This is a genomic window from Streptomyces sp. NPDC044033 (assembly GCF_056434425.1).
Genome location: NZ_JBWKFF010000013.1, coordinates 121,501 through 145,487, shown reverse-complemented (window position 1 = coordinate 145,487; position 23,987 = coordinate 121,501). Strand labels below are relative to the sequence as shown.

Below are 23,987 nucleotides of genomic sequence, written 5' to 3'. Positions count from 1 at the left end.
CCCTCCCACCGGACCCGCGCCAGTCCCGCGAACCGGGCCCCTCCTCCGCCAGAGGCACTGGGTAGCATGCGTGCGGTGAGCGACGACGCGCCCCTCCTGAGCGACCTCATGCCCTGGTCCGTCGGCCCGCTGCGGCTCGGACGCGGCTGGGTGGCGGGGCCCGATCCGACAGCGCTGAAGGCGCGCTGGGAGGCTCTTGTCAGCGGCGGGAGCGAGGCGGAGCGCAGTGCGCTGTTCCGGCCGACCCGGGCCCGTACGCTGCACAGTTCGGTGGCCCAGCTGCCCGGGCGGCCCGCCTCGACCGGCCGGCTCGCGCGTACGCCGGGGCCGTGCCCGGAGCCGGTACGGGTGCTGCACGGGCCGTACGACCAGCAGTGGCTGCTGCCGGACCACCGGCTCATCGACGTGGCGCGGCCCGAGCTGTGGCGGGTCGCCGACGGCCGGCAGCTCTTCGCCGTGCCCCAGCCCCGGCTGCCGGGGCAGCCCGGCCCCGCGCTGGTCTTCTCCGCGCTGCTGCCCGACGGGTACGCCCCGGCCGGGCGGCCCGGCCGCGTCCATCCGCTGTACCGCCGCCCCGGCGGCGCGGAGCCCAATCTCGCGCCGCAGCTCCTGGACCACCTCTCCCGCCGCCTCGAAAGGCCGGTGTCCGCGGCGGACTTCCTCGCCTGGACCGCCGCCGCGGCCCGGCACTCCCCCGCCGGGTGCGCGGTGCCGCTCACCGCGGACCCGGACGTCTGGGAGGAGGGCGTGGAGCTGGGCCGCCGGATTCTGTGGCTGCACACCCGCGGCGCGCACGACGGCGAGCGGCCCCGGATGCCGGGCGGCCGACGGCCGTACGTACGGGCCGCCCCGCCGTCCGCCGTGCCGCCGGGCGCGCTGTCGTACGACGCGGACGGGGAGGCGCTGTGGCTGGGCGAGGGCCGGATCGCGCCCGTACCGGCGGCGGCGTGGGAGTTCCACGCGGGCGGGGCGCGGGTTCTGGAGAGCTGGTTCGCGAGCCGTACGGAACCGGCCGAGCCCGGCACGCTGGCGGCGCTGCGCCCGGCCGGCTGGCCGCGGGAGTGGACGTCCGAACTGCTGGAGCTGATCACGGTGTTGGCGCTGCTGGCCGAGGTGCGGCCACGGTGCGCGCGGCTCGGGGAACGGGTCGAGGCGGGGCCGCGCCTCGGGGCGGCCGGGCTGCGCGGGGCGGGCGTGCTGCCCGCGCCGGACGGCGCCCGTCGGCCGGCGTCCGTGCTGGACCATCACGAGGAGGGCCCGGAGGGGCAGTTCGTGCTGATGTGAGCGTGCGCGGCGGGGTGCGGCGGGGGCCATCCGCACGCCTTGCCGCCCCTGAAGCGTTACGCCCCGCGGCCGCTCTCCGCCTCGAATCCGGCGAAGATGCGGCGCAGGGCGCGTTCGAAGAGCGCGTCCTGGTCGGCCGGGGAGGACGCACCCTCGAACGTACGGGCCATCCGCGGGTACCGCCCGCTGGCCAACTCCCGCGCCAGGTAGGCCGACCGCGCCGCGCGCTCCTGTTCGGGCGAGTGCGGCGAGGAGCGGTGCCGCTCGGCGGCGGTCAGCTCGCTGCCGACGAAGGAGGTGACGACGGCGGTGACCATGGCGAGCAGCTCCATCTTCGCGCCGTCCTCGACGTCGAGCCCGTCCAGGGCCCACAGGACGTACTCGAAGTAGCGCAGCGCGTTCGGGCTGAAGCCGTACACGGGCGACATCAGGCCGGGCAGCCAGGGGTGGCGGTGCATCATCGCCCGGGTCTGCCGGGCGAGCGCGAGCAGGTCGGCGCGCCAGTCGCCGGAGGGCCGCTCGGGCAGCTCGTACTCGGCGGCGACCGCGTCCACCATCAGCTCGTACAGGTCTTCCTTGCGCGGCACGTAGTTGTAGAGCGACATCGTGCCGCAGCCGATCCCGGCCGCCACCCGCCGCATGGAGACGGCGTCGATGCCCTCGGCGTCGGCGGTGCGCACCGCCGCGGCCGCGATCTCGGCGCGGGTGTGCGCCGGGCGGGGGCCGCGTCCGGCGCGCTCGGGCCGCGCCCAGATCACCTCGGGTCCGGCCGTACGACCGCTGGCTGCCATGGATCATCACCTCGCCCCCCATCCTAGTTACGTACAGCGTACGCAGTGCGGTACGGTGTGCCGCATGACAACTACGTACGCTGTACTTAGTGAGGGGCTGCACAAGCGCTACGGCGAGGTGCACGCACTGCGCGGGCTGGATCTGGCGGTGCCCGCGGGCACCGTCTGCGGGCTGCTCGGCCCCAACGGCGCGGGCAAGACGACGGCGGTCCACATCCTGGCGACGCTGCGCGCACCCGACTCCGGCACCGCCCGCGTCGCGGGCCACGACGTCGCCGCCGACCCGCGGGCCGTACGCCGCAACATCGCCCTCACCGGGCAGTTCGCCTCGGTGGACGGCGACTTGACGGGGGTGGAGAACCTGCGGCTCTTCGCCCGCCTCCAGCGGCTGCGGCCGCGCGCGGCGGCCCGCCGGGCGGACGAGCTGCTGGACCGGTTCGGCCTCGCCGAACTGGCCAGGCGCCCCGCCCGCACCTACTCCGGCGGCCAGCGGCGCCGGCTCGACCTGGCCGCGTGCCTGCTCACCGAGGTGCCCGTGCTCTTCCTCGACGAGCCCACCACCGGCCTCGACCCGCGCAGCCGCGGCGACATCTGGGACGCCGTCCGCGAGCTGGCCGCGGGCGGCACGACCGTGCTGCTCACCACGCAGTATCTGGAGGAGGCGGACCGGCTGGCCGACGACATCGTGGTCATCGACCACGGCCGGGTCAGCGCCAATGGCACCCCCGAGGAGCTGAAGGCCGCCATCGGCTCGTACGTCGAGGTCGTCGTCGGCGACGAGAGCGAACTCGCCGGGGCCGCGGTCGCGCTCGGCCGGCTGACGGGGGCTCAGCCGGCGGTCTCACCGGAGCGGCGCACGGTCGGCTCCTCCTGCACCGACCCGGCCCTCACCCTGCCCCGCGTCGTACGGGAGCTGGACGCGGCCGGCATCGGCCTGGCCGACGTATCCGTACGGCAGCCCACCCTCGACGAGGTCTTCCTGCGCCTCACCGCCGACAGCGCGGGCGCCACCGAGCCCCTCCCCCTGAAAGAGGACGCGGCATGAGCGACACTTCCCTGGCCTGGGCCGCCCGCGACGCGTCGGCCATGATCGGCCGCCAGACGACCAGGCTGCGGCACGCCCCCGGCCTGCTCGTCATGACGCTGACGGCGCCGCTGCTGATGCTGGTGCTCTTCGGCTATCTCTTCGGCAGCGCCATCGACGTGCCCGGCGGCGGCAACTACCGCGAGTTCCTGGTGCCCGGCCTGCTCGTCTCCGTCTCCACGCTCGGCATCTTCACGGGGACGCTCCAGGCCGTGCAGGACCGGCAGCGCGGCGTCATGGACCGCTTCCGCACGCTGCCCATGAGCCGCTCGGCGGTGCCGGTCGGCCAGGCGGTCGCGGAAGTGCTGCTCGCCGCCGTGGGGCTCATACCGCTCATGCTGGCCGGGCTCGCGATGGGCTGGCGGATCCGGGACGGGGTGGGCCACGCGCTCGGCGCGGTCGGCCTGCTGCTGCTCTTCCGGCTGGCCACGGCGTGGATCGGCCAGTACCTGGGCACGGTCGTCAAGAACGAGGAGGCGGCGGGGCAACTGGCCGGGCTGACCTTCATCCTGCCGATGCTCTCCAACACCTACGTGCCGACCGCCGGGATGCCCGGCTGGCTGCGCTTCCTGGCCGAGTGGAACCCGATCAGCGCGGTCGTCGGCGCCTGCCGCGACCTCTTCGGCAACACGGTGGCCTCGGCGGCCGCCGCGCATCCCGCCTGGCCCACGGCGCATCCCCTCGCGGCCTCGCTGCTGTGGTCGGCGCTGCTGCTCGCCGTCTTCGTGCCGCTCACCATCAGCCGGTACGTACGCGGCGGGCGCTGAACGCGGAAGGTGCGGGGATCGCCCGTTCGTACGTACGCGGCGGGCGCTGAACGCGGAGGGTGCGGGGATCGCCCGTTCGACGGGCGGCGGCGCGGTGGACACACCGAAGCGCTCCCCGAGCGCCCCGGGGATAACGGGCTCTCAGGTCTCAGCGCTGCGCCGGGTCGGTGTGGCCGCCGGGCCTCGGATGTCCGCCCGCCGTCAGTGGCGGCTGCCGAACAGCGAGCGCCGCAGCCGCCGCAGCGGCGCGAAGAGCGACACCCTGGCGGTCCGGCTCTGCCTGGCGCGCGAGTGGTCACGCGCCGTCAGCTCGCGCATCAGCACGGTCGCCGACTCCGTCTCGCGCTGCGGCACGGCAGGGCCGCCCAGCACCGCGAGATGGCGGTCGAGGCGCGCGCTGGACGCGCCGCTCCCGCAATTGATGGCAGGCACTCGTGGCCTGCTGCGCATTGCTATCTGCTCCATGAGACTCCCCACCCGTACGAGATACCCGGCCCGGGCAGAGTAACCCTACCGCCCCTTCACGTCACCCGCGCATCCGCGGGCCGGATTCACCACTCCGTCAAGGGCGTTGACGCAACTGGCGTGAACCCATCGCGAAGTAGGGCCAGTTGGAACATCCGAACCCCTCCTGACAGGGGGCGATCACACTGCGTCGCGGTACATTCACTGTCGTTCGCCTCGCGGGGGCGGCCCCCGTTCCACGCGGGCCCGCATGTTCTCACCGGGGCGGGGGGATCCTCCCCCGGAGAGAACACGGCTGTGGATCGCTCTCTCGCGGGAGGGGCTCGTCGATGAGCGGAATTCCTTCGGATGAGCACGGCGGAGGCGGGCGGCCCACCCGCGTACTCGCGGGCCGCTACCGGCTCCTGGGCGAGCTCGGCCGCGGCGGCATGGGCGTGGTCTGGCGCGCGCGGGACGAGGTGCTGGGCCGCGAGGTGGCCGTCAAGGAAGTGCGCGCGCCCTCCGGGCTGCTCGACCGCGAGGTGCGGCAGCTGTACGCGCGCCTGGACCGCGAGGGCCGGGCGGCGGGCGCCGTCTCGCACCCCAATGTCGTCACCGTCCACGACGTGGTCTCCGAGGACGGCCGCCCGTGGATCGTAATGGAGCTGATACGCGGGCTGTCGCTGGCCGAGGTGCTGGACGCGGAGCGGACCCTCTCCCCCGCGCGGGCGGCCCGCATCGGCGCGGAGGTGCTGGCCGCGCTGCGGGCGGCGCACACCGCGGGGGTCCTGCACCGGGACGTGAAGCCCGGCAATGTGCTGCTCGCCAACGACGGGCGGGTGGTCCTCACCGATTTCGGCATCGCGATGGTCGAGGGCAGCACCGCGCTGACCATGACCGGGGAACTGGTCGGCTCCCCGGAGTTCCTGGCCCCCGAGCGGGTACTGGGCCAGCGGCCCGGCCCCGCCTCGGACCTGTGGTCGCTCGGCGTCACGCTGTACGCGGCCGTGGAGGGGCAGTCCCCGTTCCGCCGCGAGACACCGCTCTCCACGATGCGGGCCGTGGTCGACGAGGGACTGCCGCCGCCGCGCCGCGCCGGCCCGCTCACCCCCGTACTGGACGGGCTGCTGCGCAAGGACCCCGCGCTGCGGGCGGACGCCGCCACGACGGAGCCGATGCTGCGCACGGTGGCGGCCGGGGGAACGCCGAGGGCGGCTCCGCCCCCGACGGTCGCGGCGACCCAGGTCGCCCCCGCGGCCCCGCCCCCGACGCCCGCCGGGGGTACGGGCGGTGGGGCCGCCCAGGGCGTGCCGGGCGGCGAGGGGCAGCCGCCCGCGGCGGGGCGCAGGCCGCGCCGGACCGCGGTGGCGGTGGGCGCGTTGGCGGCCGTGCTGGTGGCGGGCGGCATCACCTGGGCGCTGCTGGCCGGCGACGGCTCCGGCGGCGGGTCGGACGGCGGTACCGGCGGCGGGTCGGCGTCGAGCGGCGGGGCGTCCGGCGGCAAGGGCGCTACGTCCGGCGGCTCGGAGTCAGGCGCGGGCTCCGGCGGTAAGGGCGGGGGCGCGAAGTCCGGTTCCGTGGCGGTCACGGTGGCGGCGGCGCGCGATCAGTACACGGGCGCGTGTCCGCCGCGGGCTGCCGAGGCCCCGTACTTCGTGGCGACGCTCACCGTGAACAGCACCCCGGCGCGGGTCTCGTACCGGTGGATCACCGGAAGCGGGAAGGTCACCGACGGCGGCTGGAAGTCCGTACGGATCGACGGCGCGAAATCCCGGACGGTCGGGCACACGGAGCTGAACTACCACTCGGGGGCCACGGACGACGACTGGATCGCGCTGGAGGTCAGGAGCCCGGCCCGGGCGACCTCGCGCCGGGTCCCCTTCAGTGTGTCGTGCGAGGAGACCCCGACGGGCGGGGCCTCCTCCACGACGTCCGCCGGTTCCGCCGGCTCGACCGCCGGTGGCGGCCCGAGCGTCAGCGACGGCCCGACGAAGGCGTCGGGCGGTGGCGGATCGGACGGCGGATCAGGGGGCGGCGGGTCAGGCCGCTGACGAGAAGGCGGGAAGGTAGCCGTCGGCCTGGCCCGCCGCGGTGGGGTGGTAGGACTCGTCGACGGGCAGCGTCACGCTGTGCAGCCAGGCGTTCGAGGAGCAGATCTCGTGCCCGCTGAACGGTGAGCTGATGTCGCCGAAGGTGAAGCCGTGGTCGGCGGCGCGCTTGGCGGTGACGGTGTTGATCTCGTCGGCGGCGCCGTTGATCGCGGTGCGGGACTTCTCGCTGAGGCCCACCGAACAGCCGCCGCCGAGCTTGTAGAACCGCGGGTAGCCGACCACGACGACGTGCGCGGAGGGCGCCTTCGAGGTGATCGCGGAGTAGACCTTGTCGAGCTGGGCGGGCAGGGTCTTGTCGATGTACGCACGGGCCTTGGCCACCCCGCTCAGGCAGGCGGCCTCGCCCTTGAGCACGCAGGTGGACATGGTGTCGGCGAACCCGGCGTCGTTGCCGCCGATGCTGATGCTGACGAGTCCGGTGGAGGATGTGAGCGAGCCCAGCTGTCCGCTGAGAACATCACCCGTTCGAGCGCCCGAGCAAGCGGCGAAGGTGAAGCTCGAAGGGGTGTGCTCGGCTGCCCAGAGGGCGGGGTACGCCTTGGTGCTGCGCTTGCAGTCACCGCTCGCGTCGTCGTAGCTGCCCGCTCCGACCCCGGCCGAGTAGGAGTCACCGAGCGCCGTGTAAGCGGGCGTTGCCGGGTTCTCCCCGGCATACGCGGCGCCCGCCCCGGTGAGGGCGAGCGCGGTGGTCAGGGCGATCGCGGAGACGAAGCTCGCAATTCTGGACAGTTTCATGGAACCTCCCGTTAGCAGGATCTCTGCCGCATCTGGTGTACCAGGACCCATGCGTCACGGGAAGTGTCCATGCCAACGACACAAGGGACCGTAACCGACAGGTTGTGATTTCCTGTCACTTTCGTGACTTCTCGCTGATGGGACGGGTGCGGGGGCGTGCGCTCCGGCGCGCGGCGCACCGGCCGGGCGTGCGCAGCTCACTGACGGTGCGTCAACTCCCGGCGGAGAGCGGGCGAATGAACGGTCAACTGCCGGTGACCGGAGGCCGTTTGCACACCCTTCACATCTTGACGCGCATCCGCCGATTGCGCGACATTGAAGCCTGGCATCCGGCGCTTCGGGGGGCAAAGTCGCCAATGCGGAACATCACTGGAAAGAACGCCACCGGCGGGAGATCCACGCTCGGGGAGTCGCTCCCCGCTGTCGCGGGCGCGGCCGTCGGCGTCGGAGGGGTGGGCGCCGCGCTGGCGCTCGGCGACGTCGGTTCGCCGCTGCGCGCGCCGTTCACGCTCTTCTTCCTCTTCGTCGCGCCCGCGTGCGCCGTGGCGGCCGCGCTGCGCGGTCTCGACCCGCTCAGCAAGTGGGTGGTGGCGGCGGGCGGGGCCATCGCCATCGATCTGCTGATCGCCCAGGCCATGCTCGCGCTGCACATCTGGTCGGTCACCGGCGGGGTCGCCGCCGTCGCCGCCGTGAGCCTCGTTCTCTACGTTCTCCCCCTGCTGGCACACGCGCGGCACCACCGCGACCGCGCGGCGAGAAGTCGGACCTCTTGACGTGAGCATCAGCGTGTACCGTCCCGGCGAGTTGAGCGCCGGGGACCGTGCGGCGTGGACCGCCATGCAGTCGCAGTCCTTCGAGAACGGCACGCCGCAGCTCGCCAACCCCTTCCTCGCCCCGGAGTTCGCCCTCGCCGTGGGCCGCTGCCGGCGCGGGGTGCGGATCGCGGTGGCCCGGGACGAGGGCGAGCCGGTGGCCTTCCTGCCGTTCCAGCGCTCCGCGCTGGGGGTGGGGCGGGCGATCGGGCTGGGCGTCTCGGACGCCCAGGGGCTGGTCCACCGGCCGGGGTTCCAGTGGGACGCGCGGGAGCTGCTCTCCGCCTGCTCCCTCTCGGTGTGGGAGTTCGACCACCTGGTGGAGGGGCAGAAGCCGTTCGAGGTGGGGGCCGCCGGCTCGTACGCCTCCCCGGTGATCGACGTCGAGCAGGGGTACGCGGCGTATCTGTCGCAGTTGCGCAAGCAGGCGGGGAAGTTCACCCGCACGACCCTGGCGAAGGAGCGCAAGCTCGGCCGGGACGTCGGCGAGGTGCGGTACGAGCACGATGAGCGCGATCCGGACGTCCTCGCGACGCTGATCGGCTGGAAGTCCGCGCAGTACCGAAGAACCGGGCGCAGCGACCGCTTCGCCCACGCGTGGATCGCGCACCTCGTCGAGCAGCTCTTCCACTCCCGGGCCCCCTCCTTCGCCGGACTGCTGTCGGTCCTCTACGCGGGCGGGCGGCCGGTCGCGGCGCATTTCGGACTGCGGTCGGAGCGGGTGCTGGCCTGCTGGTTTCCCGCGTACGACCCGGCGTTCGCGAAGTTCTCGCCCGGCCTGGTGCTGCATCTGCGGATGGCCGAGGGCGCCGCCGCGCAGGGCATGGCCTATCTGGACCTCGGGCGCGGCGAGAAGGGGTACAAGGACTCCCTCAAGACGCGGGAGCTGACCGTGTCCGAGGGCTGGGTGACGCGCCGCCACCCGGTGGCGCTGGCGCACCGCGTGCGACGCGCCCCGGTGCGGGCGCTGCGCAATACGGTCCTCTCCCGGCCTGAACTCTTCGATCCGGCCGACCGGCTGCTGAAGCGAATGGGCCGTTTTCGGGCGGGCGACTGAGGAACAAAGGGCTCCGAATGCGCCATCGAAATCCGGCGCAAAAAACATCGAGGGAGGGGTCTGCGCTCAAGGTCTTGCCTTAGAGTCTCAAACGTCAATACCGTCGTACATCCACCCGCATCGGTCCATCACGCAAAGCAGCGCTGGGGGAGGGCTCAAGCGCCGCGATGAATACCGGCGCGGGGCGCGGTGGGGGGGCACCGTATCCGGCCGAGCCAGTTGTGCCGAGCTACGGGCCGCGCGGCCAGCACCACACGCCAACTCGTCCTGCCCGGACGGCGATCCATGCCGTCGGACACAGGGTGAGGACCCTCCTTTCGAACCGGATAAACCAACGGACCGCTCTGGGCGGGCGGTCCACCGGACGAGAGGGAAAAAGACTCATGAGTTCTGTTCTGCGTCCTGCGGCAACCAGCCAAGATCAATTAATTCCGGGCCAATACAGGCCCGTGACCTCGGATTTCGCAATAGCTCCGCCGGTGAGCGTCGTCATACCGGCGATGAACGAGGCGGAGAATCTTCCTTACGTCTTCAAGACACTCCCGGACTGGATACACGAAGTGGTCCTGGTCGACGGGAATTCGACGGACGATACGGTGCGGGTGGCCCGTGAACTGTGGCCGGAGGTCAAAGTCGTCGAACAGCGCGGCAAGGGCAAGGGGGACGCGCTGATCACCGGATTCGCCGCCTGCACGGGCGAGATCATCGTCATGGTGGACGCCGACGGCTCGGCGGACGGCGGCGAGATCGTCTCCTACGTCTCGGCGCTGGTGGGGGGCGCGGACTTCGCGAAGGGCTCGCGGTTCGCCAACGGGGGCGGCACGGACGACATGACGCCGATCCGCAAGCTCGGCAACCGGGTGCTGACCTCGGTGGTCAACCACAAGTTCGGCGCCCGCTACACCGACCTGTGCTACGGCTACAACGCCTTCTGGAAGCGGTGCCTGGACGAGATCGCGCTGGACTGCGCCGGGTTCGAGATCGAGACCCTGATGAACATCCGGGTCGTCAAGGCCGGGTTACGGGTCCAGGAGGTGCCCAGCCACGAGTTCGAGCGCATCCACGGCGTCAGCAATCTGCGGGCGGTCCACGACGGGCTGCGGGTGCTCAGAGTGATACTGCGCGAGCGGTCCGCCCGGCAGCGCAGGCGTCGGCCCGCGGCCATGGCGCCGGGCGCGAGCCGCGGGGAGGTGTCTTGAACCGCACCCCCGGGCCCAGGGCGGCGGGCTCCGGCCCGCCGCCCGTCTCGGTGGTCGTCTGCGTCTACACCGAGGACCGCTGGGCGGACATCCTGGCCGCCGTGGCGTCGGTGCGCGACCAGTCGGCGCCGGCCCATGAGACGTTGCTGGTGGTCGACCACAATGCCGCGCTGCTGCGCCGGCTCGCCAAGCACTACGGCGACGACGGGGCGGGGGCCGTGTCCGGCCCCGGGGAGGTGCGGGTGCTCGCCAACGCGGGCCCCCGGGGCCTCTCCGCGGGCCGCAACACCGGGGTCGCCGAGTCCACCGGCGAGGTCATCGCCTTCCTCGACGACGACGCCGTCGCCGAGCGGGACTGGCTGCGCCGCTTCGCCGCCGCGTACGCCGACCCGCGGGTGATGGCCGTGGGCGGCCGCACCGTGCCCGTATGGGAGTCGCGCCGCCGGCCGGTCTGGTTCCCCGAGGAGTTCGACTGGGTCGTGGGCTGTACGTACCGGGGGCTGCCGCCGGGCCGGATCCGGGTGCGCAACGTCCTGGGCGGCAACGCCTCGTTCCGGCGGACCGCGTTCGAGGCGGTCGGGGGGTTCGCCTGCGGCATCGGGCGGGACGGCGACCGGCTGCCGCTGGGCTGCGAGGAGACCGAGCTGTGCATCCGGCTGTCCCGCGCGATGCCGGGCGCGGTCCTGCTGATCGACGACCGGGCGGTGATCCACCACCGGGTGCCCGCGCCCCGTGAGCGGTTCCGCTACTTCCGCACCCGCGCGTACGCCGAGGGCCTGTCCAAGGCGCTGGTCGCCGGCAGCGTGGGGGCACGGGCGGGGCTGGAGACGGAACGCCGCTATGTGACGCGGGTGCTCCCGGCGGGCGTCGCGCGCGGCGTGCGCGACGCACTGCTGGCACGCCCCGGCGGGGCGGGCCGCGCCGGGGCGATCGTCGCCGGGGTGGCCGCCGCCGCGGGCGGGTACGCGCTGGGCAGCGTACGGGCACGGCGGGGCGCCGGCCGGTTCGTGATCCCGGCGGCGGTCGCGCCGCCGGGGGCGGAGGGCGACGGAGTATCCGGCGGGGAACAGGGGCGGCACCGGTCGCGGGGAGGCGAGCGGACATGAACGGCCCGATACGAGGCACCGGCCCGGACGGCGGGATGAGAGGCACCGGCCCGAACGGCGCGGCACGGGACACCGGCCCGAACGGCGCGGGGCGAGGCACCGGAGCGAACGGCGCGGGGCGAGAGACCGGAGCGAGCGGTCCGGTGCGAGAGACCGGGCCGGTGCCGATCCTGATGTACCACGCGGTGGCGCACGCCCCCACGCGCGCGGCGCAGGGACTGTCGGTGTCGCCGAACGCCTTCGCCGAGCAGTTGGAGCTGCTCGGCGAGCGCCGGTTCACGCCACTCACGGCCGGGCAGCTGGCCGGGGCATGGCGCGACGGCGCCCCGCTGCCGCCGAAGCCCGTGCTGATCACCTTCGACGACGGCTACGAGGGCGTGCACCGGCACGCCCTCCCCCAGCTCGCCAAGCACGGCTTCGCGGCGACCCTGTTCGCCACCACGGGCTGGCTGCGCGGCGCGTACGAGGGTGAGGGGGCGCCGGATCTGATGCTCGGCTGGGACCAGGTGCGGGAGCTGGCGGCCGCCGGGGTGGAGATCGGCGGGCACAGCCACACCCATCCGCAGCTGGACCAACTCACCGATGAACGGCTGCGGTTCGAGGTGGAGCGCTGCCGGGAGATCCTGGCCCTGGAGCTCGACGGGCCGCCGGCCTCCTTCGCCTACCCGTACGGCTACTCCAGCCGCCGGGTGCGACGGGCGGTCCGGGAGGCCGGGTTCGGCGTCTCGCTGGCGGTCGGCAACGCCCTCGCCGCGCGGCGGCAGGGCCCGTACGCCCTGGAGCGGGTGACGGTGCGCCGCTCCACGGACATCGGGGAGTTCGAGCGGCTCGTCGAGGGCCGCGCGCTGGGCCGCAACTTCGCCCGGGACCACGCCCTGACCAAGGGGTACGCCGTCGTCCGCAGGACCCGCCGGGCCGCCCGGCTCTGCTTCCCCGGGGGGTGAGCGCACCCTCGGCCGACGCGTACGAGCTTGACGAACCGTACGAGCCGCACCAACCGTGCGAGCGAGCGGCTCCGGCCCGCCCGGAGCCCCAGCGTGCGGCATTCTTCGAGGAAGGCAGCCGAAGCCCGTGTCTGACACGACCACCCGGACCGAGGAGCGCCAGGGGGAGCGGCCGACCGGCCGCAGACTGCGCCTGCGGGGGCGGGGCGGCGGCTCGCCGCTCTTCCGCAACGCGTACGCGCTGATGCTCAATACGGGCATCAGCGCGAGCCTCGGCATGGGCTACTGGCTGATCGCCGCCCGCTACTACTCGGCGGACTCGGTGGGCCAGGGTTCGGCGGCCATCGCCGCGATGAAGCTCCTCGCGGGGCTGACCGCGGTGACGCTGACGGGGGCGCTGGCCCGCTTCATCCCGATCGCGGGGCGCGCGACGGCGCGGCTCGTCCTCCGTACGTACGCGGGAAGTTCGGTCGTCGTGGCGGTCGCGGCCTCCGTCTTCCTGCTGACGCTGAACCTGTGGGGGCCGTCCTACCGGTTCCTGCACGGCCCGCTGCACGGCTTCGGCTTCATCATCGCGGTGATCGCCTGGTCGCTGCTCACCCTCCAGGACGGGGTGCTGACCGGGCTGCGCAGCGCGATGTGGGTGCCGGTGGGCAACACCGTCTTCTCGGCGGTGAAACTGGCGCTGCTGGTGGGGCTCTCGGCGGCCATCCCGGCGACCGGGGTCTTCGTCTCCTGGGTCGCCGCCATCGCGGTGTCGGTGCTGCCGCTGGGCTGGCTGGTCTTCCGGCGGCTGGTGCCGCGCCATGTGGAGCGCACCAAGGAGACGGCGCGGCCCGTGCCGTACCGGGAGATGGGGCGCTTCCTGGCCGGTGACTACACCGGCTCGCTGTTCTCGCTGGCCGTGGTCTATCTGGTGCCGGTGATCGTCGCCGCGCAGGTCAGTTCGGCGGACAACGCGTACTTCTACATCACCACCACCATCGGCGGCACCATCAACCTGCTCGCCATCAACATGGGGGCGTCGCTGACGGTGGAGGGCGCGCACGACCCGGCGCGGCTGGCGGAGAACTGCCGGGCGGCGCTGCGCCGGATGGCCCGGATCATGCTCCCGGTCTGCCTGCTCCTCTTCGTCCTGGCCCCGTACATCCTCAGGGTCTTCGGCGCGGGGTACGCCCAGGCGGCGACGCCGCTGCTGCGCTGGTTCGCGGTGGGCGCGGCGCTGCGCGTGGTGATGGAGGTCTACTTCGCGGTGCTGCGCGCGCAGAGCCGCACCCCCGGGCTGGCCTATCTCCAGGGGCTGTTGTGCGCCCTGGTACTGGGGCTCACCCTGTTGCTGCTGCCCCGGATGGGGCTGACGGGCGCGGGCGTCGCGGAGATCTCCAGCCTGGCCGTGATCGTCTCGATCGCGGCGGTCAAGCTCCGCAGGATTCTCGCCGCGCATCCGTCGGCGCCCGCCGTCAAGGTCACGGCGGAGGTGGCCGCGCCCGACGGCGACCTCGCGGACCTGGCGGTGGACGGCGACAAAGGGGACGCGGGCGCCGTGATCCGCCCCCGGCCCGGTACGGACGAGGAGAAGAGCGGCGCGTACGGCACGCGGTGGGCGCTGCGCCACGCGCTGGACGCGGACACGGTGCCGCTCGGGGTCCGGCTGGACTTCGACCATCCGGAGCGACGGCCGGACGTACGGCACACCCCCGAGGGGATCGGCGAGCCTCATCCGGCGCCGGAGCGCGCCCGGCCGGGCCCGACGGCGCTCCCTTCACCGGAGGGCGGGCCCCGATGGGCGCACACCCTGCGCTCCACGCTGCCGCTGGGGACGAACCCCCGGCGGCGGCCGGCCGAGGTGCCGGAGAAACCCGAGATGCCGGAGCGGCAGGATCGGCAGGAGCGGCAGGATCGGCAGGAGCGATGGGAGAAGTCGGAGCGGCCGGAGCAGGCGGAGCCACTGAAGAAGGCGGAGAAGGCGGAGAAGGCCGAGAAAGCTGAGGAGTCGGAAAGGCCGGATCGGCTGAAGTGGCCGAAGATGCAGCGTCCCGCCGCGTCCCTTCCGGCCGCCGTGCCGCCCTCTCCGTCCTCTCCGCCCTCACCGCCCTCACCGTCTGCTCCGCCCGGCACCCCCACCGCGCCCGCCGCACCCACCGCGCCCGCCGCGCCTGTCTCCGTGCGGCGCGTCCTCCCGTTCGACGCGGCCCGCGCGCTCTCCCGGCCCCGGGCGCCTGAGCTGGGGATCTGGCTCCTGCTGGCCGCCGCGCTCGGCCTCTACTGGCTGCCGTTGCGGGCGCTGGGCGATGTGTCGCTGGACGACATGGGCGGGCTCGGGCTGATCTCGGTCCTGCCGGGGGCGACGCTGCTGGGGGCCGCGCTGCTGGTGCTGGCGTTCGCCTCCACGCTCTGGCTGGGGCGGCCGAGGAGCGGGCTGCTGCTGGCGATCCTGCTGCTGACGGTGGTCTCGCTGCACGCCGTGCCCGCGGTGCTGGAGAGCGAGCCGCGGTTCGCGACGGCCTGGCAGCACATCGGTTTCCTGGACTTCATCGACCGGACCGGCACGGCGGCGCCCGACCTGGACGCCCGCTGGAGCTGGCCGGGGTTCTTCGCGGGCGCGGCATTCGTCGCGAGGGCGTGCGGCGTCGACGACCTCTCCGGGGTGCTGCGCTGGTGGCCGCTGGCCGTCCAACTGCTGTACCTGGCCCCGTTCATGGTGCTGCTGAAGGCGGTACGGGCGGGCTGGCGGGCGAAGTGGACGGCCGCCTGGCTGTTCGCGCTGTGCGGCTGGGTCGGCCAGGACTACTTCTCTCCGCAGGCCCTGAACTACCTGATCTATCTGCTGTTCGTGGCCGTGCTGCTGGTGTGGTTCCGCTGGCCGCGGCCGCTGCACGGCAGGCGGCTGCCGGGCGAGAGCGAGGTCGAGCCGACCGGCCGCAGGGAGCGGGCGGCGCTGCTGGCGCTGCTCATCGGCCTGTTCGCGGCGTCGGTCGCCAGCCATCAGCTGACCCCGTTCGTGATGCTGGGCGTGCTGACCGTACTGGTCCTGGCGCGACGCTCGACGCTGCGCGGACTGCCACTGCTGTGCTGCGTGATGCTGGTGGTGTGGGTGGGGTTCCTCGCGGAGCCGTACTGGTCCGGCCACTTCGACGAGCTGTTCGGCGGGCTCGGCTCGCTCGGCGGCAACCTCAACTCCTCCGTCTCCGGCCGCATCCAGGGCGGCAGCAGCACCCACAAGCTGGTGCTGTACACCCGGGTCGCGCTCGCGGCCGGCATGCTGGCCTTCGCGGGGTACGGCTGGCTTCGGCGGCGCAAGGCCGGACTGAGCGATGTGTCACTGCTGGTGCTGACGGCCGTGCCGTTCCTCGCCTTCGGGATGCAGTCCTACGGCGGGGAGGTCGCGCTGCGCGTCTTCCTCTTCGCGCTGCCCGGCGCCTGCGTCCTGGCCGCGCTCGCGATCTTCCCGCGGACCGGCGGCGGGCGCGGCGCCCTCGGCCCGATCGCCGCCCTGCTGGCGGGGCTCGTCCTCATCTTCGGCTTCCTGGTGGCCCGTTGGGGCAACGAGCCGTTCGAACGGGTCCGCCCCGGCGAGGTCGCCGCGATGGACTATGTGTACGCCCACGACAAGCCGACCGCGCAGCTGCTGTGGCCGAGCAGCGACCCGGTCAACAGCGTCACGCCCGCGATGCCGTGGGGCGCCCGGGACATGGAGCGCGTGAACTACCGGGCGACGCTCGCCCCACGCGACCCGGTGCTCGTGGACGGCCTCGTCGAGGCGCTGCGGGACGCCGGCCCCAACGGGTATCTGATGATCAACCGCAGCCAGGCGGTGTCCCTGCAGCTCGACTCGGGGTACGCGCCGACCTGGGAGCAGCGGCTGCTGCGCGCCCTGGACGCCCGGCCCGAGCTGCACCGGACCCTCTCCAACGCCGACGCCACAGTCTACGAACTGGCGCGGCCCCCGGCGGGCCGGGCACCGGAGCCGAACCCCGGACCGGTCGGGCCGAAGATCACCTGGACGCCGATGTCGGTGGTGGGCGGGCTCGCCGCCGTGGCGCTGCTGGTCCTGCTCTCGGCGCGCGAGCTGGCGCGCGTGGCCATGCGGCCGGGCGTACGGCAACTGCGGTTGCTCCAGGGCACTTTCTGGTTCTCGCTGCCACTGCTGGCGACGCTGCTGGTCTCGCTGGTCATCCGGCTCTGGACCATGTCGTGACGGGCCGGTGCGCCACGCGCCCGTACGGACCGGGAAGCGGACCGTACGGGCTCGGGAGTGGTCCGTACGAGCGCGGACGCCGACCGTACGAGCGCGGGAGCGGACCGTACGAGCGCGGGCGCGCGCCGCCGATCCCGCTGCCGCTGCCGATCCCGCCGTCGCCGGTCCGGGCGCTACCGGCCCATCCAGCGCACCTCGTAAGCGTCCATGTCGAAACTCCGGCCGTCGACCGACGCCTTGATACCGCGGTCGAGGGTGTTGACGACCAGCACGTTCTTGTCGGAGGCGAGGGTCAGGACATTGGGCCGGTCGTCGGCGGCGACATCGACCTGGCGCAGCCGGGTGCCGGGCGGGAACGCCTTCTCGAAGCGGGAGAGCAAGTCCATCATCGGCAGCTTCCCTCCCCCGCCGTCCAGTTCGGTACTGCGCCACAGGCAGCCGGGGCAGTCGGCGCCGGTGTTCTGCGGATTCCAGTAGAAGGCGGCGGCCACGCCCGCACGGGCCATCCGCAGCAGCGCGGCGGCCTGCACGGCGGTGCGGTGCTCCTCGGTCCAGCCCTTGCGGTCGTCGTCGGCGTCGGCGGGCTCCACGTACCACTCGGCCCACCAGACGGGCAGGTGGGTGGTCTGCCGCAGCCATCTGGTGACGTCGGCGAACTTCTGGGTGGCGGTGAACTCGTCGGGAATCAGCCGGTCGTCCTCGCGGGTGTAGCTGGAGCCGTCCACCACGACGAAGTCGGCGCCGTCCTTGTTCCGGTTCCAGTACTCGACGGCGTCGAGGGAGCGCTGGTCGATGACGCCCCAGGGGCCGCTCAGCGCGGACGCGCCGGTGGCGTCGCCCGGCGGGTCGCTGTCCATCACCGCGTACGGGCCGCCGACCTGGTTGTCCTTGTTCTGCTTCTTGAGCTCCTGGTAGACGAGGTTGTAGAGCTTGGTGTAGCCCTCGTAGTCCCAGCGGTTCCGGTCGTTGTCGTAGAACCCCTTGAGTTCGTTCCACACGATGAAGTGGCGGATGTCCGGGTACCGTTCGGCGATCTTCCCGACGAGGTCGGCGAAGTCCTGGTAGTGCTCGGGCTCGGGGGCCTTCTCCAGCGACTTCTTCGACCAGTCCGTGCCGCCCTCGGAGCCGCCCTTCATCCAGTCGGGCGCGCAGCACAGGGTGAGTACGGGCGTCGCGCCGGTCTTGCGCATCAGGTCGACGCGCCGGTCGAGATCGCTGAAGTCGTACCGGCCGGGCTCGGGCTCGGGGTTCTCCGCGCCCCACCCCATGATGTGCTGGTTCTGCGGCATGGGGTCGGCGGACAGCAGCTCGTCGGCCGACTTCCTGGCGGCGCTCCCGCCGTGGTCGGCGCTGTACTGGGTGTGGGTGAACCCCCACCCCAGCTCGGACGGCGAGGAGCCGCCGGGCTTCTTCGGGGTGCCGTACACCCCGGTGCTGGTGGTGGGCGCCGGCTCGGCGCCGCCGCCCGGCCAACCGCTGCACATCGTGATGGCGATCGCGAGGGCCACCGCGCCGGCCCCCATCAGAGTGAGGAGCCGCCAGCGTGCCCTCACCCGCGCCCGTAACCCCGCCCGTCCCCCGCCATGACGCCCCATGAAGGGCAAGGGTATCGGCGGGCGCGCCGCTTCCGGGGGCTTCCGGCCGAACAGTTCGCCAACTCCCCGGCGCGCCCCTCTTGGACTGCGGGGGAACCCGAAAATCTGTGTACGCCGGGGCGTTACGTGCCGGATCATGGGGGGCATGTGCGCCGAGAACCACCCTGCGATCAGGAGGCAGACCCTGCCCACGACCCCCGCCGAAGCCGTTCTCCCCATCCGGCTGAACGTCGACGACAGCGATTCCTGCTCCGATGTCGTCGACGCCCTGTTCCTGGGCCGGTTCACGACCGGTGAGCAGCCCTACGCCCGCAGCCACTCCGTCGACCGCGTCAGGTCCGGCGCGACGCTGCTGCCCCCCGCCGCGAAGGTGCTGCGTTCGGCGCGCGACGACGACCGCAGCGCGACCCTCGCCGAGGGCGACGGCTGGACGCTGCTGGTCTCCCGCTGGAACCGCGGCGCCGACGTCACCGTGACGGCCACCACCGACGAGCTGGCCGAGCGCGTGCTGGGCCAGGCGGTGGACGGCGCGGAGGACGAGCCGGAGCCGCAGCCCGACCACGTCACGATGGGCTTCTGGTACGTCTCCCCGCGGCGCGGGCCGCACCGCACCAGCCGCCGGATCTCCGCCGGCACCTGGGACGAGATCCGCCCCAACTACACCGCGCCGGTCGCCGACGCCATGGACCGGCTGATGAAGGTCACCCCGGACGACATCGCGGGCCGGCTGCTCCTCCTGCACGGCCCGCCCGGTACGGGCAAGACCTCGGCGCTGCGCACGCTGGCCCGCTCGTGGCGGGACTGGTGCCAGGTGGACTGCGTGCTGGACCCGGAGCGGCTCTTCAACGACGTCGGCTATCTGATGGACATCGCGATCGGCGAGGACGAGGGCACGCCGAAGGGCCGGTGGCGGCTGCTGCTCCTGGAGGACTGCGACGAGCTGATCCGCGGCGAGGCGAAGCACACCGCGGGCCAGGCGCTGTCCCGGCTCCTGAACCTCACCGACGGGCTGCTCGGCCAGGGCCGCAACGTCCTGGTCGGCGTCACCACCAACGAGGACCTGGAGCGGCTGCACCCCGCGGTCGTACGGCCGGGCCGCTGCCTGGCCCGGATCGAGGTCGGCTCGCTGACCCGCAAGGAGTCGGTGGCCTGGCTCGGCCACGAGGAAGGCGTCGGCCGCGACGGCACGACGCTGGCGGAGCTGTTCGCGCTGCGCCGCGGCACGGGACCGGCCTCGGTCCCGGCGCAGCCCGACAACGCGGACGCGGGCCTGTACCTCTGACAGCCGCGCCATCCCCGCCGCCTCCGCCGGCCCCGGCATCCCCGCCGCCTCTGGAACAACCGCCTCTGGAACATGGGAGACATCTGGTGACTTCGACCTCGGTCAACGGCATAACGGTCGGCTACGACGACGAGGGCAGCGGCGCGCCGCTGCTGCTCGTGCACGGCCATCCCTTCGACCGCTCGATGTGGGCGCCGCAACTCGCCGCGTTCGCGGGGCCGTCGCGGCGGGTGATCGCCCCGGATCTGCGCGGCTACGGCGAGTCGGGCGTCGTGCCGGGCGTCACGCCGCTGTCCGTGTTCGCCACGGACCTCGCCGCGCTCCTCGACCATCTGGAGATCGACGGCGCGGTGGTCGGCGGGCTGTCGATGGGCGGTCCCAACACTCCTGACTACCGGTTCTGAGCATACGCGCACGTCAGAGAACACTGAAGCCCCGCCCGGCGCGTGGCCGAACGGGGCTGGTGATGCTGTCTGCGCGGGGCTACCTACGTCTGTACACCTCTCCGGGAAGCGGGCCGGGGGTAAGTCTCGTTGCGCATGTGGGGCAGGCGTACAGGGTGTGTCCGGGGCCGCTGGCACGCTCGATGTAGCGGATGGCTATCGGTGCCCTGGTGAGTTCGCGGCAGACGTAGCAGGGGGCGACCCGGGCGGGCGGGACGTCGGGTATCAGGTCGTCGGCGGTCATGCGGCCACCGCCTGGCGCACGGGACGTACGGGGGTGATGTTGGTCGTTGGGTGGTCGTAGTCCACGCCTTCTTCCGCCCACGCCATTGCCCACCAGTGCTCGCGCTGATCGGGGGTTAGGTCGCGGACTTCTTCGGCCTTGAAGATCGCGCGTGCTTCGCTAGAGCTAGGGCCGGTCCACGGTCGGGTAGCTCGAAGGGGCGGCGCGGCAGGTGCGGGTGTCGGCACGGTTTCAACGGCGGGGGCCGGTCCGCTGTGGCGACCGGTAGCGGGGAACAGTAGGTTCAGCACCCATACGAGGGCGCGTGCGATAGCGTCGCTCATGGTCGTTCAGCTCCTTAGCAAGCTGTTCGGCAAGCCCCGGCGGACCGCTTAGGACCGGTTCCGCTGGGGCGTTCTTGTTTCCGGGCCAACATTAGAGCATCTTGTATAGGTACGTATAGACACGTTCAGGCACGTGCAGCGACGGCCGCTCGGTTGGCTGAGTGTCTACGCTTTCCTCATGACCCCGCTTGAGATCGACTACCAGGCACCGGAGCCCCCATACCGGCAGATTGCCGCTGACTTGCTCGGTGAGATTGAGCGGGGCGAACTTGCGCCCGGCCGTCCCATTCCTTCGGAGAATCAGCTCGTCCAACGGTACGGAGTCGCGCGCAACACTGCCCGGAACGCCATTGCCGCACTACGTGAGAGCGGGCATGTCTACACCGTTCCGCAGCGTGGCACATACGTACGCGACCGGAACACTCAGGACGAAAGCTAGCCGGTCTCGGCACAGACGCGAAAAGCCCCGCCCGTGCACCTCGGGGGAGAGTGCTCGGACGGGGCTGCTTGGGTGCTTCGCCTTCCCTAGGTGCGAAGCGCATGCCCTCACTGCCTAGGGCAGCACCCCAATGAAGGGGCAGACCGGGGCGAGAGCCTGAACGCGTCAGTTCAGGCGGGACACGCCCTGTCCCTGCTCATGGCTTGTCCGGTCGGGGGACGATCCGGCGCGTCCTCCGCGAGGGAAGGGCACGCCGGAGCCTCTTAGACCCGCCTCACGGCGTCCGGTGGGGCTGACCACTCCGCGCCCCCACCTACGGGCCGCAGGAAGGCTGTGGGTCGCTTGCGGCGCTTACTGGGCGGGTCTGACGGGTCTACGTAGTCCGGGATCACGTCGCGAAGGATGCCGACCCTGCCCATCGCGTCTTCCACCTCGCGGCCAATGTCCTCTTTGGTGATCACGAGTGACCCTCGGGATGGCGTCGCATGAGGACGTTGCAGTCCGAGATGGTGGACGTGTCGCCGACGACACGCGCACGATCCCGCACGTTCGCGAGTTCGGCGCATCCCGCGCACCCCGCCACGGGTGTCGGCTCCAGCGCCAGGCGCGATGGCTTAGGCGGATTCCTCTTCGGCTTATGCGTGTGCATAGACGCCCCTCGAACGTTGCTCCACCCCTAGCGGGGCTGTGCTCTAGCTCAGTATTGGAGTGACCGAAGCACTCTCGCTACCGTTCTAAGTGCACTAGTGTGCTCGTCCTGACGTCACGTCAACTTCGCGGAGGGGATAGCCGAATGCCTAGCCCAAAAACGTTCACGAAGATCGCCGACCACTTCCGAGAACGCATCCTGTCGGGTGAGTTGGAGCCTGGGTCCAAGCTTCCGAGCAACCGGGAGATTGCTGGGCAGTGGCAGGCAGCAGCGGCCACCGTCTCCCGAGCCTTGCAAGCCCTACAGGTCGAGAACTACATCCGGACCACCCCAAGGGGTACCTACGTCGCCGACGACCCGAAGTGGACACTCTCGGCGCGCGACCGGCTGTCGAGGGTCCAGCGAGTTAAGTCCTTCTTGGCTGAAGGCGAGACAAGCCGCGTGACAGCAGCCGAGTTGATTGCACCCCCGCTCCACGTGGCCGAGATTTTCGATCTTGAGGCCGGAGATCAGATCGTCCGGCGCGAGTGGCTGGCCGGCCGAGGAAAGACGCGAACGGTCTTCGCGGTGACTTGGTACCCAGCGCCGTTCGCCGCTCTGGTGCCTGACTTGCTGAATACCGCACCAGGGCGAAACCACGGACTGACGTCAAGGGTCCTGGACGCCACGGGACGGACGATCGCGCACGCCAGGGACGACATGCATGCCCGTCCCGCCGACGCGCGAGAGGCGAGCGCTCTAGGGCTTGCCGTGGGGACATCGATCCTGGCGGGCGCGCACAGGTGGTCGGATGCGGAGGGGGTCATCGAGTACGGGGAATGGTGCCTGCCCCCCAGGTTCACGATCGGTTACGAGTACAAGCCCTGACAGATAGAGGGCCGCCTACCCGATCAGTCGGTAGGCGGCCCTCAAGTCGGGCTGGGTCACTCCATGTCGGCAAGCGCGCGGTACAGCGTCGCGCGGGACACCTTGAGAGCCTTGGCAATAGCCGTGACGCTCTCTCCCTTGGCGCGCCGCGCCTTGGCCGCAGCGAGCTTGTCGGCATCCATCACGGCCGGACGGCCCCCGGTGCGCCCCTGTGCCTTGGCAGTGTCCAGACCTTCCATGGTCTTCTCCCGGATACCCTCGCGCTCCACCTCCGCGCTCACCGCCAGGACGGCGAACACGATCGCCCCCGCCCCGTGCGGGTCGTGCACCCCCTGGAGCGGGCCCGACAGGATCTCAAGCTGAATGCCATCCTCCTGGAGGGCGGACCCCAGAGACATCAGCTCCGCAGCGCTGCGCGCCAACCGCTTCATCTCATGCACCGCCAGGATCACAGACTGACCGGGCGCAGCGGCCTTGATCTCACGGGCCAGCGTCAGAGCCGCATCGAACTCCGGACGGACCTTGATCCGCGTACTGATCTTCTCCGAGAACACCCGCGTGCACTGCGCACGGGCAAGAGCGTCCAACTGGCTCTGGAGTTCCTGGCGGGCCGTGGAGCAGCGCGCGTACCCGATCCGGATGGGAGGAGCGCCGGGCGCAGCGTCCGGGACCGTCACAGGGGCGTCTGTGGCCACCCAAGCCTTGCCGGGGTTCCGGTCGGCAGGAGTCTTCACCGTCAACTCCGCCTTGAGGGAAGGCACCAGAGCGAAGCGGCCCGTGTGGTAGCTGGCAGCCACCCTGCCCGCAGCCGTGCAGCACGGGTTCCCGGACGGGGCGTCGCACTTCGGGCAGGCGTGGCGCTCGGTCAGTTCGGCGGAAGCGGCGCTGTTCGTCGTCATGCACCAACCGTCTCATAAACGCGTCTCGAAACACAGAGGGCTCCCCAGGGTTTCGCGACGGGTTGCGAGACGGGTGAACTGATCAAAACGGACACCCGCCTCACCTACGGTCGACCGTCTCACAAGCCATCGTTTGATAGACGACCCACCGGTCGTCACGCTGCGCCACAACCGCGCGAAGCTCCCCAACCCCCAGACTCGTACGCACCGAGAAGGGCGGTCACCCGCCGGTCACTCGGGGCGGCTCGAAGGGATCACCCCCCGCCCCCGTCTCCCGCGCAAACACCCCAATCAGCCACGCGAGAGTTCTCCCTCCCTGCCGCTCAGCGTGGCGAGGGGAAGGGAGTACCCCCCTGGTCAGAAAGGCGGACGCTCACCCGATTCACGACGAGAAACAGCCTCAGCAGCAAAACCACCACGCTGATTACGCGCCGTCTCGCGGTTATGGCAAGCGACGCACAAAGGCCGAAGATGCTTCGCCGCATCCGGATTCGGATCACCCCGCGCGATCAACTCACGTCGCGACAAAGGGAAATGGTCCGCGACATTCGCCGCTCGACCACACAGCACACACCACGGATTCGCGTACAGGTACGCACGCCGGATGCGCTGCCAACGCGTCGAGTAGACAGCACCACCACGCGACGCACGATCCTTGTTCGCCTCACGCTCATGCCGCTCACAGCGTCCGCCGGCCCTGGTCAGTTCGGGGCA

The 23,987-nt window shown here is 72.0% G+C and carries 19 protein-coding genes and 1 pseudogene; 14 read left to right on the top strand and 6 right to left on the bottom strand.

Going from position 1 to position 23,987, the window contains the following annotated elements:
• Nucleotides 1-66 precede the first annotated feature (66 nt).
• Entirely contained in the window at nt 67-1,284 is a 1,218-nt protein-coding gene (locus AC07AB_RS23185) for a type ISP restriction/modification enzyme (RefSeq protein ID WP_478569877.1), read from the top strand.
• Between the two features lie 56 nt (nt 1,285-1,340).
• On the opposite strand, the gene AC07AB_RS23180 is transcribed toward AC07AB_RS23185, so the two are convergent.
• Nucleotides 1,341-2,075, bottom strand: coding sequence for a TetR/AcrR family transcriptional regulator C-terminal domain-containing protein (locus AC07AB_RS23180; protein WP_478569875.1), 735 nt, complete (start codon nt 2,073-2,075; stop codon nt 1,341-1,343).
• Between the two features lie 64 nt (nt 2,076-2,139).
• On the opposite strand from AC07AB_RS23180, the gene AC07AB_RS23175 reads away from it, so the two are divergent.
• Nucleotides 2,140-3,120, top strand: a complete 981-nt coding sequence (locus tag AC07AB_RS23175; RefSeq protein WP_478569873.1) for an ATP-binding cassette domain-containing protein — start codon at nt 2,140-2,142, stop codon at nt 3,118-3,120.
• Nucleotides 3,117-3,926, top strand: a complete 810-nt coding sequence (locus tag AC07AB_RS23170; protein WP_478569871.1) for an ABC transporter permease — start codon at nt 3,117-3,119, stop codon at nt 3,924-3,926. Before AC07AB_RS23175 ends, AC07AB_RS23170 begins: the two co-directional genes overlap by 4 nt.
• Before the next feature lie 201 nt (nt 3,927-4,127).
• Here AC07AB_RS23170 and AC07AB_RS23165 read toward each other — a convergent pair whose 3' ends face one another.
• On the bottom strand, nt 4,128-4,391 hold the full coding sequence (locus tag AC07AB_RS23165; RefSeq protein ID WP_478569869.1) for a hypothetical protein: 264 nt from the start codon (nt 4,389-4,391) through the stop codon (nt 4,128-4,130).
• 329 nt (nt 4,392-4,720) lie between these two features.
• On the opposite strand from AC07AB_RS23165, the gene AC07AB_RS23160 reads away from it, so the two are divergent.
• Complete coding sequence (locus AC07AB_RS23160) at nt 4,721-6,421, top strand: serine/threonine-protein kinase (protein WP_478569867.1); 1,701 nt, start codon at nt 4,721-4,723, stop codon at nt 6,419-6,421.
• On the opposite strand, the gene AC07AB_RS23155 is transcribed toward AC07AB_RS23160, so the two are convergent.
• Complete coding sequence (locus AC07AB_RS23155) at nt 6,410-7,216, bottom strand: SGNH/GDSL hydrolase family protein (RefSeq protein ID WP_478569865.1); 807 nt, start codon at nt 7,214-7,216, stop codon at nt 6,410-6,412. The genes AC07AB_RS23160 and AC07AB_RS23155 overlap by 12 nt on opposite strands.
• A gap of 356 nt (nt 7,217-7,572) precedes the next feature.
• Between AC07AB_RS23155 and AC07AB_RS23150 the strand changes: the two genes are divergently transcribed.
• The 6 genes from AC07AB_RS23150 to AC07AB_RS23125 all read left to right on the top strand — a co-directional run bounded on the left by AC07AB_RS23150 (nt 7,573) and on the right by AC07AB_RS23125 (nt 16,532).
• Entirely contained in the window at nt 7,573-7,989 is a 417-nt protein-coding gene (locus tag AC07AB_RS23150) for a hypothetical protein (protein WP_478569863.1), read from the top strand.
• A 1-nt stretch (nt 7,990) separates the two neighbouring features.
• A complete protein-coding gene (locus AC07AB_RS23145) occupies nt 7,991-9,085 on the top strand; it encodes a GNAT family N-acetyltransferase (RefSeq protein WP_478569861.1) in 1,095 nt (364 codons plus the stop codon).
• A gap of 383 nt (nt 9,086-9,468) precedes the next feature.
• Nucleotides 9,469-10,284 (top strand): glycosyltransferase family 2 protein, encoded by an 816-nt coding sequence (locus AC07AB_RS23140; RefSeq protein ID WP_478569859.1) that lies wholly within the window; start codon nt 9,469-9,471, stop codon nt 10,282-10,284.
• Nucleotides 10,281-11,390: a glycosyltransferase family 2 protein gene (locus tag AC07AB_RS23135; RefSeq protein ID WP_478569857.1), complete on the top strand. Its 1,110-nt coding sequence runs from the start codon at nt 10,281-10,283 to the stop codon at nt 11,388-11,390. The genes AC07AB_RS23140 and AC07AB_RS23135 overlap by 4 nt, the downstream gene beginning before the upstream one ends.
• 173 nt (nt 11,391-11,563) lie before the next feature.
• Entirely contained in the window at nt 11,564-12,334 is a 771-nt protein-coding gene (locus AC07AB_RS23130) for a polysaccharide deacetylase family protein (protein ID WP_478570062.1), read from the top strand.
• Between the two features lie 127 nt (nt 12,335-12,461).
• Nucleotides 12,462-16,532 (top strand): lipopolysaccharide biosynthesis protein, encoded by a 4,071-nt coding sequence (locus tag AC07AB_RS23125; protein ID WP_478569855.1) that lies wholly within the window; start codon nt 12,462-12,464, stop codon nt 16,530-16,532.
• Between the two features lie 173 nt (nt 16,533-16,705).
• Here AC07AB_RS23125 and AC07AB_RS23120 read toward each other — a convergent pair whose 3' ends face one another.
• Nucleotides 16,706-18,127 (bottom strand): GH39 family glycosyl hydrolase, encoded by a 1,422-nt coding sequence (locus AC07AB_RS23120; RefSeq protein ID WP_478569853.1) that lies wholly within the window; start codon nt 18,125-18,127, stop codon nt 16,706-16,708.
• A gap of 145 nt (nt 18,128-18,272) precedes the next feature.
• On the opposite strand from AC07AB_RS23120, the gene AC07AB_RS23115 reads away from it, so the two are divergent.
• Nucleotides 18,273-19,409: a DUF5925 domain-containing protein gene (locus AC07AB_RS23115; protein ID WP_478569851.1), complete on the top strand. Its 1,137-nt coding sequence runs from the start codon at nt 18,273-18,275 to the stop codon at nt 19,407-19,409.
• 86 nt (nt 19,410-19,495) lie between these two features.
• Nucleotides 19,496-19,786, top strand: a pseudogene (locus AC07AB_RS23110) (alpha/beta fold hydrolase); the annotation flags it as partial.
• A 306-nt stretch (nt 19,787-20,092) separates the two neighbouring features.
• On the opposite strand, the gene AC07AB_RS23105 reads toward AC07AB_RS23110, so the two are convergent.
• Nucleotides 20,093-20,419, bottom strand: a complete 327-nt coding sequence (locus tag AC07AB_RS23105) for a hypothetical protein (RefSeq protein WP_478569849.1) — start codon at nt 20,417-20,419, stop codon at nt 20,093-20,095.
• 178 nt (nt 20,420-20,597) lie between these two features.
• Here AC07AB_RS23105 and AC07AB_RS23100 point away from each other — a divergent pair, with 178 nt between their 5' ends.
• Complete coding sequence (locus AC07AB_RS23100; protein WP_478569847.1) at nt 20,598-20,858, top strand: GntR family transcriptional regulator; 261 nt, start codon at nt 20,598-20,600, stop codon at nt 20,856-20,858.
• A 793-nt stretch (nt 20,859-21,651) separates the two neighbouring features.
• Nucleotides 21,652-22,374, top strand: a complete 723-nt coding sequence (locus AC07AB_RS23095; RefSeq protein WP_478569846.1) for a GntR family transcriptional regulator — start codon at nt 21,652-21,654, stop codon at nt 22,372-22,374.
• Between the two features lie 56 nt (nt 22,375-22,430).
• On the opposite strand, the gene AC07AB_RS23090 is transcribed toward AC07AB_RS23095, so the two are convergent.
• Nucleotides 22,431-23,273, bottom strand: coding sequence for a recombinase family protein (locus tag AC07AB_RS23090; protein ID WP_478569844.1), 843 nt, complete (start codon nt 23,271-23,273; stop codon nt 22,431-22,433).
• Nucleotides 23,274-23,987: the final 714 nt, after the last annotated feature.

Bases quoted from the DNA above. Each gene is read 5' to 3' on its own strand.
- AC07AB_RS23170 (WP_478569871.1), top strand. From the start codon at position 3,117: ATGAGCGACACTTCCCTGGCCTGGGCCGCCCGCGACGCGTCGGCCATG.
- AC07AB_RS23185 (WP_478569877.1), top strand. From the start codon at position 67: ATGCGTGCGGTGAGCGACGACGCGCCCCTCCTGAGCGACCTCATGCCC.
- AC07AB_RS23100 (WP_478569847.1), top strand. From the start codon at position 20,598: ATGACCCCGCTTGAGATCGACTACCAGGCACCGGAGCCCCCATACCGG.
- AC07AB_RS23165 (WP_478569869.1), bottom strand. From the start codon at position 4,391: ATGGAGCAGATAGCAATGCGCAGCAGGCCACGAGTGCCTGCCATCAAT.
- AC07AB_RS23105 (WP_478569849.1), bottom strand. From the start codon at position 20,419: ATGAGCGACGCTATCGCACGCGCCCTCGTATGGGTGCTGAACCTACTG.
- AC07AB_RS23090 (WP_478569844.1), bottom strand. From the start codon at position 23,273: ATGACGACGAACAGCGCCGCTTCCGCCGAACTGACCGAGCGCCACGCC.
- AC07AB_RS23115 (WP_478569851.1), top strand. From the start codon at position 18,273: ATGTGCGCCGAGAACCACCCTGCGATCAGGAGGCAGACCCTGCCCACG.
- AC07AB_RS23155 (WP_478569865.1), bottom strand. From the start codon at position 7,216: ATGAAACTGTCCAGAATTGCGAGCTTCGTCTCCGCGATCGCCCTGACC.
- AC07AB_RS23130 (WP_478570062.1), top strand. From the start codon at position 11,564: ATGTACCACGCGGTGGCGCACGCCCCCACGCGCGCGGCGCAGGGACTG.
- AC07AB_RS23120 (WP_478569853.1), bottom strand. From the start codon at position 18,127: ATGGGGCGTCATGGCGGGGGACGGGCGGGGTTACGGGCGCGGGTGAGG.
- AC07AB_RS23140 (WP_478569859.1), top strand. From the start codon at position 9,469: ATGAGTTCTGTTCTGCGTCCTGCGGCAACCAGCCAAGATCAATTAATT.
- AC07AB_RS23160 (WP_478569867.1), top strand. From the start codon at position 4,721: ATGAGCGGAATTCCTTCGGATGAGCACGGCGGAGGCGGGCGGCCCACC.
- AC07AB_RS23095 (WP_478569846.1), top strand. From the start codon at position 21,652: ATGCCTAGCCCAAAAACGTTCACGAAGATCGCCGACCACTTCCGAGAA.
- AC07AB_RS23180 (WP_478569875.1), bottom strand. From the start codon at position 2,075: ATGGCAGCCAGCGGTCGTACGGCCGGACCCGAGGTGATCTGGGCGCGG.
- AC07AB_RS23175 (WP_478569873.1), top strand. From the start codon at position 2,140: ATGACAACTACGTACGCTGTACTTAGTGAGGGGCTGCACAAGCGCTAC.
- AC07AB_RS23150 (WP_478569863.1), top strand. From the start codon at position 7,573: ATGCGGAACATCACTGGAAAGAACGCCACCGGCGGGAGATCCACGCTC.